14 protein-coding genes are annotated in these 12,956 nt (G+C 62.5%); 4 read left to right on the forward strand and 10 right to left on the reverse strand.

The window, feature by feature from the left end; all coding sequences use genetic code 11:
- The first annotated feature begins 30 nt into the window (after nucleotides 1–30).
- The 3 genes from QA639_RS29775 (at nucleotide 31) to QA639_RS29785 (ending at nucleotide 3,064) form a co-directional block, all read left to right on the forward strand.
- Nucleotides 31–849: a cyclase family protein gene (locus tag QA639_RS29775; protein WP_283087882.1), complete on the forward strand. Its 819-nt coding sequence runs from the start codon at nucleotides 31–33 to the stop codon at nucleotides 847–849.
- A 24-nt stretch (nucleotides 850–873) separates the two neighbouring features.
- Complete coding sequence (locus QA639_RS29780; RefSeq protein ID WP_283087883.1) at nucleotides 874–1,866, forward strand: Bug family tripartite tricarboxylate transporter substrate binding protein; 993 nt, start codon at nucleotides 874–876, stop codon at nucleotides 1,864–1,866.
- A 103-nt stretch (nucleotides 1,867–1,969) separates the two neighbouring features.
- Nucleotides 1,970–3,064, forward strand: a complete 1,095-nt coding sequence (locus tag QA639_RS29785) for an amidohydrolase family protein (protein WP_283087884.1) — start codon at nucleotides 1,970–1,972, stop codon at nucleotides 3,062–3,064.
- A 64-nt stretch (nucleotides 3,065–3,128) separates the two neighbouring features.
- Here QA639_RS29785 and QA639_RS29790 read toward each other — a convergent pair whose 3' ends face one another.
- From QA639_RS29790 to QA639_RS29820, 7 genes are all read right to left on the reverse strand, one after another.
- The gene (locus QA639_RS29790) at nucleotides 3,129–3,398 is read right to left on the reverse strand and encodes a hypothetical protein (protein ID WP_028352146.1); all 270 of its coding nucleotides are present in this window, start codon (nucleotides 3,396–3,398) and stop codon (nucleotides 3,129–3,131) included.
- A 132-nt stretch (nucleotides 3,399–3,530) separates the two neighbouring features.
- The gene (locus QA639_RS29795; RefSeq protein ID WP_050383845.1) at nucleotides 3,531–4,268 is read right to left on the reverse strand and encodes a Crp/Fnr family transcriptional regulator; all 738 of its coding nucleotides are present in this window, start codon (nucleotides 4,266–4,268) and stop codon (nucleotides 3,531–3,533) included.
- Between the two features lie 295 nt (nucleotides 4,269–4,563).
- A complete protein-coding gene (locus QA639_RS29800; protein ID WP_283087885.1) occupies nucleotides 4,564–5,400 on the reverse strand; it encodes a phosphodiesterase in 837 nt (278 codons plus the stop codon).
- A 3-nt stretch (nucleotides 5,401–5,403) separates the two neighbouring features.
- Nucleotides 5,404–6,468 (reverse strand): ABC transporter ATP-binding protein, encoded by a 1,065-nt coding sequence (locus QA639_RS29805; RefSeq protein ID WP_283087886.1) that lies wholly within the window; start codon nucleotides 6,466–6,468, stop codon nucleotides 5,404–5,406.
- Nucleotides 6,465–7,250: an ABC transporter permease gene (locus tag QA639_RS29810; RefSeq protein WP_028336858.1), complete on the reverse strand. Its 786-nt coding sequence runs from the start codon at nucleotides 7,248–7,250 to the stop codon at nucleotides 6,465–6,467. The genes QA639_RS29805 and QA639_RS29810 overlap by 4 nt, the downstream gene beginning before the upstream one ends.
- A gap of 4 nt (nucleotides 7,251–7,254) precedes the next feature.
- Nucleotides 7,255–8,070: an ABC transporter permease gene (locus tag QA639_RS29815; RefSeq protein ID WP_050383847.1), complete on the reverse strand. Its 816-nt coding sequence runs from the start codon at nucleotides 8,068–8,070 to the stop codon at nucleotides 7,255–7,257.
- A 38-nt stretch (nucleotides 8,071–8,108) separates the two neighbouring features.
- Complete coding sequence (locus tag QA639_RS29820) at nucleotides 8,109–9,116, reverse strand: ABC transporter substrate-binding protein (RefSeq protein ID WP_283087887.1); 1,008 nt, start codon at nucleotides 9,114–9,116, stop codon at nucleotides 8,109–8,111.
- 332 nt (nucleotides 9,117–9,448) lie between these two features.
- Between QA639_RS29820 and QA639_RS29825 the strand changes: the two genes are divergently transcribed.
- A complete protein-coding gene (locus tag QA639_RS29825; RefSeq protein WP_283087888.1) occupies nucleotides 9,449–10,462 on the forward strand; it encodes a zinc-dependent alcohol dehydrogenase in 1,014 nt (337 codons plus the stop codon).
- A 32-nt stretch (nucleotides 10,463–10,494) separates the two neighbouring features.
- On the opposite strand, the gene QA639_RS29830 is transcribed toward QA639_RS29825, so the two are convergent.
- From QA639_RS29830 to QA639_RS29840, 3 genes are read right to left on the reverse strand one after another with little or no spacing between them, the layout of a single operon-like run.
- Nucleotides 10,495–11,199 carry an ABC transporter ATP-binding protein gene (locus QA639_RS29830; RefSeq protein WP_050383849.1) on the reverse strand — a complete coding sequence of 235 codons (705 nt, stop codon included), beginning with the start codon at nucleotides 11,197–11,199 and terminating at the stop codon, nucleotides 10,495–10,497.
- 3 nt (nucleotides 11,200–11,202) lie between these two features.
- The gene (locus QA639_RS29835) at nucleotides 11,203–11,973 is read right to left on the reverse strand and encodes an ABC transporter ATP-binding protein (RefSeq protein WP_050383850.1); all 771 of its coding nucleotides are present in this window, start codon (nucleotides 11,971–11,973) and stop codon (nucleotides 11,203–11,205) included.
- Entirely contained in the window at nucleotides 11,970–12,956 is a 987-nt protein-coding gene (locus QA639_RS29840; RefSeq protein ID WP_283087889.1) for a branched-chain amino acid ABC transporter permease, read from the reverse strand. Before QA639_RS29840 ends, QA639_RS29835 begins: the two co-directional genes overlap by 4 nt.

Below are 12,956 nucleotides of genomic sequence, written 5' to 3' on the forward strand. Positions count from 1 at the left end.
TGAATCCTCCGTTCGGCGACGCATGCGGGAATGCAGCACTTTCCCGATTTGCTTCGGGTTCGACACCGAGGGCAAGCGCCATCTTGCACAAGCGCGGCAAACACGTCAGCATTGTGGGCAGAAGCGCGCCTGCGCCAGCTCCGTCAAGAAAGGGCACCCGTCGTGAGGATCGTCGACCTGAGCCGAGAGCTCTATCACCGCACGCCGAGCTATCCCGGCCATCCGCCCATCATGCACGGGATGTGGAAGAACCACGAGGAAGCCCTTGCGGAATCTCGAAACGTCTATGGCCTGGCATCGATGTTCATCTCGATGCCCGACCACGGTGGAACCCACATCGATGCGCCCCGGCATTTCGGCCCGAGCGGCATACCGATCAATGAATATCCGCTGGAAAAGTGCATTGTGCCGGGCATCTGTCTCGACCTTCGCCACATTACGCCGCGTGCCGAGATCACCCCTTCCGACCTCGAGACTGCCGTGACGAAGGCCCGACGGCCAATCCCGATGGGCGGCACCGTCCTGCTCTGCACCGGCCACCATGCCCGGACGTTTCCGCGCAAGGAATACGCGACCGATAATTCCGGCGTGAATGTCGCGGCGACCGAATGGCTGGCGCAACAAGGCATCGTTCATTTCGGCATCGACTCGATGCGCCCCGGTCCCGATGGCGACGAGAACCTGCTCGTTCACAAGGCCTGCCTCGATCTCGACATCACGCACATCGAAAGCCTGTGCAATCTGGAAGCGCTGCTCGGCCAGGGGCAGTTCACCTTCATCGGCCTGCCGATGAAATGGCGCGACGGGACGGCGTCGCCGATCCGCGCGGTAGCGGTATTCGACTTTTAGAAGCGTGATGCGGGGGCATATTCGATGACAGGTAGATCAGCCGGTCCCTCGCGTCGTTCGATCCTGAAAGGATGCAGCGCGCTTGCGATCGCTGGCCTCGCCGGGCAGGCCAAGGCCGCGGGCTACCCGGAGCGCCCGATCAAGGTCATCGTGCCGTTTGCGCCGGGCGGACCGACCGACATCATGGCCCGCATCCTCGGCACCCATCTTGGCGAAGCGCTCGGCGGCACCATCGTAGTTGAGAACCGCCCCGGTGGAGGTGGCAATATCGGGATCGGCATTGCGGCACATGCCGAGCCCGACGGCTATACGCTTCTGATCACGTCGAGCGCCTATGTCGTCAATCCCGGCCTCTACGCGAAAATCCCGTACGATCCGGTCAGGGACTTCGCGCCGATCGCCGAGCTTGGCACATCACCGAACGTGATCCTGGTCAATCCGAAGCTCGGGATCAATTCAGTCGCCGAGCTGATCGCACGCGCAAAGGCCCACCCGGACGAACTGAACTATGCCAGCCCAGGCCTCGGGACGACGCCACACCTTGCCGGCGAGTTGTTCAAGATCATGGGTCAGATCCAGATGACACACGTGCCGTTCTCGGGCGCCGGCCCTGCCATCCAGGCAATCCTGGGCGGAACGACCCAGGTCGCTTTTGCGGCGCTTCCGCCTGCCCATCCGCACATCGAGTCAGGGGCGTTGAAAGCATTGGCCGTCACCGGAACCCATCGATGGTTCGATTTGCCTGATGTGCCGACCATGATCGAGCTCGGCTACAGGGATTTCGTCTCCGACACCTATCAGGGCTTTCTCGCGCCTGCTAACACGCCCTCCTCCGTTGTCGCGTTGCTGTCGGCGAAATCGATCGAGATTCTGAAGACACCGAAGATCGCGGAACAGCTGCGCAACGACGGCTTCGAGGTGCTTGCGAACGGGCCCGATGGCATGCGCGGGCGTATTGCAGACGAAGTGCCGAAATGGCGCAACGTCATCGCAAAGGCGGGGATCAAGCCGGTCTGAGCAGATCAACATTGCGCGACACGCACAGCGTGTGATCTTGCGAGCACTAGCCAGCATCCCTAGGCTCCCCATCCATAACAAAACAACCAGGGAGGCGATCGTCATGACCACAAGGCGGGATTTCCTGAAAGCGGGAGCAACGGCGGCGGCAGGCATCGTGTTCTGCGGCTGCGGGCTCGTCCACAACGCAAATGCACAGCAATCGCGCCAGCAGTTGCCGGTCACGGTCAACGGCAAACGTGTCAAGACGATCGACATCCACGCGCATTGCCATTTCCGCGAGGCCGGCGCGCTGCTCGGCGCGGACGCCGGAAAATATCAACTGCCGGCGGTCAACGGCGCCGCGGAAGCCTTCATCGAGATCGACAAACGGCTGGCTGCGATGAACGCGCAGGCCGTCGACATGGAGGTGCTTTCGATCAATCCGTTCTGGTACGACCGCGATCGCGACCTTGCTGCGCAGATCGTGAAAATCCAGAATGAAAAGCTCGCCGAACTCTGTGCCTCGAAGCCTGACCGGTTCGCAGCTTTCGCCTCGCTGACGCTGCAGGCACCGGACCTTGCGGTGCAGGAGCTGGAGACGGCGGTGAAGAAGCAGGGGCTGAAGGGCGCGGCGATCGGCGGTGTCGTCGACGGCGCCGAATTCTCGAATCCGAAGTTTCATCCGGTATGGGCCAAGGCCGAGGAACTCAGCGTTCCCCTGTTCATCCATCCGCAGGGCGTGCCCGAGCTCAACAAGCGGCTCTCCGGCAATGGGTGGCTTGGCAACACGATCGGCAATCCGCTCGAGACGACGATCGCACTCTCCCATTTGATCTTCGAGGGCACGCTCGACCGCTTTCCGGGACTGAAAATCATCGCTGCACATGGCGGCGGTTATCTCGGCTCGTACGCCGACCGCTCGGACCATGCCTGTCTGGTTGGACCCAAGGGATGCAATCCGGAGATCAAGCTCCAGAAAACGCCGGCGGAGTACCTCAAACAGATTTACTTCGACTCTCTGATCTTCACGCCTGAGGCGATCAGGCACCTCGCCGCCCAGGTTGGCGCCGGCCAGATCGTGCTGGGAAGCGACTATCCCTATCCATGGGAACTGGCACCGGTCGACCACATCTTCGCCTCGTCGTCGCTAAGCGACGATGACAAGGCCAATATTCTCGGGCGGACCGCAGCAAAGCTGCTTGGAGTAGCCGCGTGAGGACGGCTTGCTGCTGGACAAGCGGCTGTCGTCGCGCCTTGCCGCGCGACGACGGCATCAACGATCAGTAGGCCTTCACTGTCCGGATCTCGCTGCCCGGCCGAACCGTTGGTGCCACCTGCGCGATATTGGGTATCGGATCGGTGTAGACGGTGTCGGTTCCGACGAACTCCGCTTGCGCCGCGTCCGATATCCATCTGACTGCCGCCGGATGACTGACCAGCATCCCGATCAAGGCAACGACGACGAGCAGCGGCAACGCGACAAGCTTGATGCTGAAGCTCTGGTAATTGTGCTGTGGGTCCTGCCGCCGCTTGTCGAAAGAGCTCTGCATGGATTCCTCCATATTGTGCTCCCCTGACGCGTCACTTACCGCAGCGCACGCAAGGCCGATGTGAATGGCTTCACAGGCCTTGTTCAGCTCACCGCTTCGTGAAATGCGCGACCGACCGGGCGGCCGACGCGACTACTCGCCGTCGTTCGCCCCGGCGTCGACCAGCTCCTGGAGGGTCTCGGGCTTCAACACGACGATCGCGCCATGCTCGAGCCTGACCCAACCGCGTATCGCCCACGCGCGAAGCTGCTTGTTGATGCTCTCGCGCGTCATCCCGACCATCTCGCTGATCTCCTGCTGGGTGATCGAGATGGTGCGCCCCTGCGGCTTGTGCTTGTCGCTCAGGCGCAGCAGCGCGCTGGCCAGACGGCCGGGCAGGTTCTGCAGGATGACCTGCTCGACCTGATCGCTGGTCCGGCGCAGTCTTTCGCAAAGCAGCTCGATGAACTTCATCGCAAGCGTCGGCTGGCTGCGCACGAACGGAATGAACTCGCGCCGGTCAATGACGAACAGCTCGCAATTGGTGTTGGCGGTGGCATCGGCCGTCCGCGACAAGCCGTCGAGCAGCGCGATCTCACCGAAGATCTCGCCGGCCTCGATCAGGTTCAAAATCGCGTTGCGACCATCCGGCGACGAGATGCTGATCTTGACCGTGCCCGAGATCACCGCAATCAGGCTAGTGCCCGGATCACCCTTGGAAAAGATCGTCGTACCCCGCTTCAGCGTGGTGTGCTTGGCGTAGCGGCAGAGCTGATCGAATGCCTCGGGCTCGAGATCGGCGAAATAGGGATGCTTGCGCAACACCGACAGCTTGTTGTTCGAAAACAACAGCGCGCCGGAAGTTCGTTCTATGGGCGACGCACCGGTCATCGTGATCCAGACTGATTGTGTTGCGTTCAATCGGCCCGCCAGCACAGCGGACGCCGACAAAGCCATCGATCAATGAAAGTAGACAGAAGTATAGCCCCCCCGGGGCCCTACAGCAACAAAGGTCCGAGCCGGCGCAGTTGGGATGGAAGGCACCAAGGTACAATTTGGAATAAATCTGCGTCGATGCAACGCTCAATTGCGGGCTGCGGGCTGCCCTTGATCTGACATGCCCGGCCCATCCGCGACAATCTCGCCTGACAAGATCCCGTCTGTGCGAGGGGTCAACGCGGCCAGCTCACAGCAGCTTGCCGTCTGGCCCAAAGAACGGATGCGGCCCGTCAAACTGACCGATCGGGACCTGGTGCGTGACCAACTGTCCAAAATCCGGCCCGGGAAACCACGTGTGCAGGTGAAATGCCGGCGGTTCCACCTTGAACGATGGTTCGCGGAGCTGTCCGAGGTCCAGGTCCACTGCATGGTTCGGCGCGGGGCACAATGTCACGGGAATCCCGGCGAAGCTGGTCAGCATGGCACGATGGACATGCCCGCAGCCGATCAAACGCACCCGCGGGTGACGCCTGACGATTGCTGCCAGCTCTGCGGCATTGAAAAGGTCCTGGCGGTCCATGTGCCAGATGCCGCCCTTGAACGGCGGGTGATGCAGGAAAAGCAGCGCGGGCCGGTCTGCTGCCGCAAGTGTCGCGTCCAGCCATTGCAGCGTCGACGGTTCGAGCATGCCATGAGGCTTCCCGGCAACGCTTGAATCAAGCAGCAGCAGATCGAGGCCATTCACCTCGATCTTCTGGTCGAGCGGGCCTGTGGCGTGAACATAGGGTGCGGCAGGAAACGCGGCACGCATCCACGCACGCGAGTCGTGATTGCCGGGAATTCCGGCAAACGGAACGCGCAGCGGCGCGAGCAGTCGTTTGAGATAGTCGTATTCCTCGACCGACGGCGTATCGACAAGGTCGCCCGAGATGACGACGAAATCGGGCGTCGGCTCGAATGCATTGATCGCCGCCACGCAGCGTTCAAGCGCCTTTGCGGTATCGACCCGACCATAGGCCAACGCTCCCGGCGGCTTGATGTGGAGGTCGGAAATCTGGGCGATGAGAACCGGTTTCGACGGCATCGATCAATCTCGTGGTTCGGAGGGAAGCAGACGGACAGCGTCGGGCGCAATCGAAAGCCCGATACGATCGCCGATCCTGGCTTGAATCGTGTTGGGAGCGTCGACATTGAGCGGCTTGCTCGATGCATCACTCACGACGAGCCGCTGCCGGTCGCCGATGAAGCTGACGGAATCGACGATTCCCGAGAGTATCCCCTCGCCCGCCTCCGTCACGCGAATGGTTTCGGGGCGGATCATAACGGTCGCGTTCGCGGTCGTCGCGCCACACTCGATCGGCAGCCGCCCGCCGGGCAGGATCAACACGCCGTTCTCGACCGGAGCCTCCACAATGTTCGCCGCTCCGATGAACTCCGCCACAAACCGGTCCTTCGGCGCGAAGTAGACCTCGCGCGGCGTGCCGATCTGGGCGATCGCGCCTTTCCGCATCACGACAATCCGGTCGCCCAATTCCATGGCTTCGGCCTGATCATGGGTAACATAGATCGTCGTGATCCCAAGCGCGCGCAACAGCCGGTTGAGCTCGCTGCGCAGCCGGTCCCGCAGCGCGGCGTCGAGCGCGGTCAAGGGCTCGTCGAGCAGCAAGATGCCGGGCCGGATCGCGACGGCGCGCGCCAGTGCGACGCGCTGACGCTGGCCGCCCGAAAGCTGGTCGATGCGGCGATTCTCCAATCCCGTGATGTTCGTCAGAGCAACCAGATCGGCGACGCGCGCGGCACGCTCGCCCCTGGCAACACCGCGGATCTTCAGCCCGTAGGCGATATTGTCCGCCACCGTCATGTTGGGGAACAGGGCGTAGGACTGGAACACCATCCCGACATTGCGCCGCTCGATCGGGACCGAGGTCATGTCCTTGCCGTCGAACAGGACCTTGCCGCCGACATCCGGCAGCTCGAGGCCTGCGATGATGCGCAGCATCGTGGTCTTGCCGCAGCCGGACGGCCCAAGCAGCACCAGCGTCTCGCCACGCGCAATGTCGAGGGTTGCGGGATCGAGCGCGCGCGTGCCGTCGGCAAAGGTCTTGCCGCACGCCTCGATCCGCACCGCTGCGCCATGCCCGGCCGTGCTCATCGCTTGTGATCCCTGTCGGCCAGCAGCTGCATCGCGACCAGCAGCGGAATGATCATCACGAAGAAGATCAACGTATAGGCCGACGCCACCTCGAGCCGCATCGAGGCGTAGCTGTCGGCGAGCCCGATCGGCAGTGTCTTCGTCAACGGCGTATGCAGCATCCAGGTCAGGTTGAATTCACCAAGCGACAGCGTGACCACCATCAATGCGCCGGCAAGAATTCCCGGCAGTGCGTTCGGCACGATGACGTCGCGGAAGCGTCGCCATGGCGACGCCCCCAGCGAAGCCGCCCCCTCATCCAGCGTCTTGATGTCCACGGTCGCGAACACCGCCATCACCGACCGCACCATGAACGGCATGGTGAAGATCACGTGCCCGACCAGGATGAACAGCCAGGAGCGGCGAAAGTCGCCGAAGCTGCCGTAGGCGAGCAGCAGTGCGAGCGCAATCGCAAGCCCGGGGATCGCCAAAGGCAACGTGATGATCTCCTCGACGATGCGCGCAAGCCGGCCTCCCCGCGCATGCAGCGCATAGGCTGCGGGAACGCCGGCAAGCAGCGTGACGGCAAGGGTCGCGAATGCGATCACGAAGGAGAGCAGGATGGTGCCGGCATAGAGCTCCCAGACCTGCGCGACCCATTGCAGGGTCACGCCGGACTGGATGCCCCGGAAGTAGTTCACGGTGACGCCGGCGGAGATCGACAACCCTGCGGGGACCACCAGGAAGGCGGCAACGAGCAGCGTGAAGATGAACTGGCCGGTGAAGATCAAGCGATCGCGCATGCGTTCACCCGGCCGCCGCGACCGCGCTGCCGCTGAACGAGCGGGCGAGCGCGAGGATGAGCCAGGTGATCAGGCCAAGTCCCACCGACAGCGCGGCCGAGGTCGCGAAATTGGCGGCCAGCGTGAACTCGGTATAGATCAGCATCGGCAGCACGTCGATATTCGTCGCCAGCGTAAACGCAGTCCCGAAGGCCCCCATCGCGGTCGCAAATGCGATCGCGCCGGACGCAACGAAGGCCGGCGCCAATGCGGGCAGCACGACGTCACGCTGGACCGCCCAGGGGCTGGCGCCGAGCGAACGCGCGGCTTCTTCCAGACCGACATCGAGCTTTTGCACGGCCGCCATGATGGTCAGGATCACGCGCGGGATCGAGAAGTAGAGATATCCGAGGAACAGCCCGTAGATCGAATAGGCGAAGACGAACTTCTCGCCGAAGATCCGGTTCGACAGATCGCCGATCAGCCCCTGCCGCCCCGCCAGCAGAATGATCATGAAGCCGACCACCACGCCGGGAAACGCCAGCGGAAAGGTCAGCATCGCGATCAGCACGGCCCGCCCTGGAAAGCGGTGCCGCTGCAGAAACATTCCGGCAATCGTCGCGACGATCAGCGTGACGACCGTTGTTGCCGCGGCCAGCAACACGGTATTGATCAGCGTCGCGCGATAACGAGCTTCGGTCAGGATGGCGAGATATCCGGCGAGCCCGTGCGGACCTTCGGCACCCGCAACCACCAGCCGTGCCATCGGCAGCAGGAAGAATGCCGTGGTCACGACCGCGAGCGGCAGCAGGCAGAACCAAACGAAGGATTTTTGCGACATCAGAAGAATGGTGCCCCGGCGAAGGGCACCATATTGCCTCAGCGAACCTCGGCGAGATAGCGGTCGACGAAGGCTTTTTGCACGTTTTCCATCTCGCCCCAGTCGACGCTCTTGGCGCGGGCATAGTCGCTGTCGGGGAGGAATTTCACCTTCACGGAAGCCGGCAGCTCGATCGGGCGGGCCGGACGCAGATAGGCATTGGTCCAGATCGCCTGCCCTTTGTCGGACAAGAGATAGTCCATCACCTTCTTGGCCTTCTCCTTGTCGGGCGCGTTCTTCACGAGACCAACGACATAGGGAAACACCACCGATCCCTCGCAGGGAATCACAAACTCGAAGTTGCCCTTCTCCGAGTACTTTGCGCGATAGGCATTGAAGTCGTAGTCGAACAGGATCGGCATCTCACCGGAGACGACGCGGGCATACGATGTCTGCTTGGGTACGATAGGATCGTTCTTGCGCAGCTCCTTGAAGAAGCTGATCGCCGGATCGAAGTTGCCTGGCGAGCCTCCGAGCGCCAGATTGACGGCGACCGCGCCGACATAGCCGACCGCCGCCGACGACGGATCGAGATAGCCGACCATCCCCTTGTAGTCGGGCTTCAGGAGGTCCTTCCAGCAGGCCGGCACCGGCTTGCCGCCAAGCGCATCCTTGTTCACGAACAGGCCGAGCGTGCCGGAGTGGATCGTGGTCCAGTAGCCTTCGGGGTCCTTGAGGCCGGCCGGGACCTGATCCCAATGCGCCGGCTTGTAGGGCTCGAGCGCATCCTGGGCCTTGGCCTTCATGCCGAAGGTCACGCCGAAATACCCGATATCGCCGACCGGATTGCTCTTCTCGGCCAGGATCTGGGCCAGCGCCTGGCCGGAATTCTTGTTGTCGTGCGGGATATCGTAGTTGAGATCCGCCTTGATCGCCTTCAGCATCGAGGCCCAATCCGCCCATTCCGGCGGACAATTGTAGCAGATCACGTCGGCCGCCCTGGCGGATTGCCACGGCGCGATCAGCGTCAGCGCCAGCAACGCAAGGACGAGACGGACGGTCTTCATGGGAGGCTCCGGTCTGGGAGAGGATGCAATGAGGATTTCAACATCAACCGGGGGACCAAGTATAGGCCGCGTATGAATGTTTTGCGACGCGCTTGCTGCCGTGCAGCAAATGCAACGGCTCCGATGCCGACCATCGGGTTCTCGCGGCAGCCAGTCGTTTCGCGCTAGGCTGTCAACCAAAAGAGGAAGCGCCCATGTACCAGCCGCCCGGCGTTAGCACATCGCCCGATCTTCCCGTTCCCGGCCTGATGCAGGCCTGGGTCCTTGGTGAGCCCGGCCAGCTCCTGCTTTGCGAAAAGCCGACGCCGGTCCCCTCGCGCGCCGAGGTGCTGGTGCGCATCGACGCGGTTGCGATCTGCGCCACCGATCTCGAAATTATCCATGCCGGGTCGCCGGCAAGCATTCAGGGCGGTCTGCCCTTCAACAAGAACTTCACGCCAGGCCACGAGTATATGGGCTCGGTCGCCGCACTCGGACCGGACGTTGACGAATTCAGGATCGGTGAGCGGGTCAGCGTCGAAATCCACGCCGGCTGTGGTCAATGCAAACGCTGCCGCCAGGGCATGTACACCTCCTGTCTCAACTATGGAAAGCCGGAGAAGGGCCACCGCGCCAACGGCTTCACGACCGACGGCGGTTTCGCGGAGTACGCAGTCAACCACATCAATACGCTGGCGCGCGTACCGGATAGCATGAGCGACGCGGAGGCGACGCTCGTGGTGACCGCGGGCACGTCGATGTACGGCTTGACGGAATTGGGAGGATTGGTGGCCGGCGAGAGCGTCGTGGTGATCGGCCCGGGGCCGATCGGACTTCTCGCAGTTGCTGTGGCCAAGGCGCTTGGCGCAAGTCCGGTGATTCTGACCGGCACGCGCAACAAGCGGCTGGCGATCGGCCAGGAACTGGGGGCCGACCGCGTCATCAACATCAACGACGAAGACGCCGTTGCGGTCGTGAAGCAACTAACAGGGGGGATCGGCGCGGACTATGTCGTCGAATGCGCCGGCACCGAAGCGACACTCAACCAGGCCATTCACATGACCAATCGTGGCGGCAAGATTTGTCTGGCCGCCTTCCCGCACGAAGCTGCGACGCTGGACATCGCGCATCTCGTGCGAAACAACATCTACGCTTACGGGATCCGCGGCGAGGGCCGCAGCGCCACGCGCCGCGCCATGGAATTGATGGCGGCGAAGCGGTTCGACGCGACAAGGATCCACACGCATACGTTTCCGCTGGCCGACCTGCCGACGGCGCTCAGATATGCGCGGGATCGCGTGGATGACGCGATCAAGGTCGTCGTCACCACTCGCAAGGCCGACGCGATCGCGCGCGCTGCGGAGTAAGGTCCGTTCGCGCCGGCGGGAGACCGGCCCGCTCACACCGAACAATATCGTTCCTTGATCTCGTCGTCGGCCAGCAGGGCCTGCGCCGACGCCTGGTGCACCACTGCCCCCTGATCAAGGACGTAGGCACGATCGGCGATGCCGAGCGCGAGCTCGACATTCTGCTCGACCAGCAACACCGTCGTTCCCTGCGCCTTCATGTTGCGGAACAGCTCGAACATCTCGTCGACCAGGACCGGCATGATGCCCTCCGACGGCTCATCCAGCATAATCAGGTCGGGCTTTGCGATCATCGCCCGCGCGATCGCCAGCATCTGCTGCTCGCCGCCGGACATCGTGACCGCCTCCTGGTCCATCCGCTCGGCCAGCCGTGGGAATATCACCGCGATCTCGTCGATCCGCTCGGCTTCCCGCTTCTTCGCCGGCGACGCCACCAGCCCGAGCCGCAAGTTTTCCCGGACCGACAATCCCTGCACAATCCGCCGCTCTTCGGGAACATAGGCAAGTCCCAGCGCGAAGCGCACATGCGCCGGCCGGCTCAGCAGCTCCTTGCCCTTGAAGGTGACCGAGCCGCGCGTTCGTCCCATCAACCCCATGATCGATTTCAGCGTCGTCGTCTTGCCGGCTCCATTGCGACCGATGAGGCAGACTATCTCGCCTTTGGTCACTTCGAGCGTTATGTCCTGCAGCGCGTGACTTGCGCCGTACCAGGCATTGAGCTTGCCGATCTGCAGCATTAGTCAATGCTCCCGCTGGCCGAGATAGACCCGCTTCACCGCCTCGTTCTGCCGGACCTCCTGCGGCGTTCCTTCGGCGAGAAGTTCTCCGTGATGCAGCACGAGGATGCGATCGCTGATCCCGAGCACCAGCTTCATCTTGTGCTCGACGAGAATGACCGTACGCTCTTTTGCGAGCTTCACGATCAGATCCATCATGGTCCGGGTTTCCTCCGGGCTCATGCCGGCCGTCGGTTCGTCCAGCAACAGCAACCGGGGTTGGCTGGCAAGCGCCATGCCGATTTCCAGCGCGCGCTGCTCGCCATGGGCCAGCGTCTTGGCGGCACGTTCGCGAGATTCCCACAATCCGACCAGGGCAAGCAGCTCGTCCGCCCGCTCGACCAGCTCGGTCAGGCGCGCGCGGGGACGCCAGATGTCGTATCTCGACACCAGCGCCTGCAGACCGACGCGGATGTTTTCACGGGTCGTGAGCTGCGGAAACACGCTGGTGATCTGAAAGGACTTTGCGATGCCCATATGCGCAAAGCGGTGCTGCGGCAGGCCGGTGACATCTTTGCCCTCGAATTCAACGCTGCCTTTGGTGGGCGCAAACGCGCCGCACAGCAAATTGAAATAGGTGCTCTTGCCGGCCCCGTTCGGACCAATAATGGAGGTGATCGCTCCTCGGGAAAACTCCGCCGAGATATCGTTCAGCGCGACAAACTTCCCGAACGTCTTGCCGACGCCCCTGGTGCGCAGAATGATTTCCTTGGTTTGGCCTTCCGCGGCGCTCATCGCCTGCCTCGCGCGATCAGCGTGCCCCAGATGCCGGCGGGGAAGAACAGCACGCAGGCAATGAAGATGGCGCCAACAATCAGTTGCCAGTGAACTGTCCACACCGAGACCACGTTCTCCAGGACCAGGAAGACGGCGGCGCCGATCATCGGTCCGAAGAACGTGCCCATACCGCCGAGCAATGCGATCATCACGACCAGGCCCGAGGTCTCGTAGTGCAGGATCTCGATCGGAACGATCGAAAGATGCAACGCCTGCAACGCTCCCGCGAGGCCGCAGAAGCCTCCTGACAAAACGAAGGTCAGCAATCGGGTCTTGGTGACGTCATAGCCTGACGCGCGGGCACGCATCTCATTCTCCCGCACGGCCTCAATGACGGCGCCGAATGGCGAGGCGAGAATGCGCGACATCACGAAAAACGCGGCAATCACAAAAGCCGCGATGACATAGTAACGGATCATCGGATTGATGAAGTCGAGCCGCAAGCCGAACAGATCGATGGTGCGGACGTTGATGCCGCGGAGGCCGTTTTCGCCACCGGTCAGGTCAACCGCCTGATAGAACAGGTAGTAGACACATTGCGACAGCGCCATCGTTACCATCGCGAAGTAGATGCCGCGGGTCCTGATCGCGAGCACGCCAATCAACGATGCCATCAACAGGCCGCCGGCGATCCCGGCCGCGATGGCCGCATACCATGGCCAGCCAAAATGCACGATGGCGATGCCACAGAGGTAGGCACCGGTTCCAAACAGCGCCGCGTGACCAAATGACAGCAGACCGAGATAACCAAACACGAGGTTGAAGCCGACGGCGTACAATCCATAGATCAGGATGTTCACCGCGAGGGCCGTGAACGGCATCACCAACGGGAAAATCAGGATCACCGCGGCCACAATGCTGGCGCGATGCCGCGTTGCGAATTCGTACCAACTGCCCGTCGTGGCACGAGGTTGTCTGACGGATTCGGTGGCTCCGGTCAT

The organism is Bradyrhizobium pachyrhizi (genome assembly GCF_029714545.1).
GTDB classification, from domain to species: Bacteria; Pseudomonadota; Alphaproteobacteria; order Rhizobiales; family Xanthobacteraceae; genus Bradyrhizobium; species Bradyrhizobium pachyrhizi.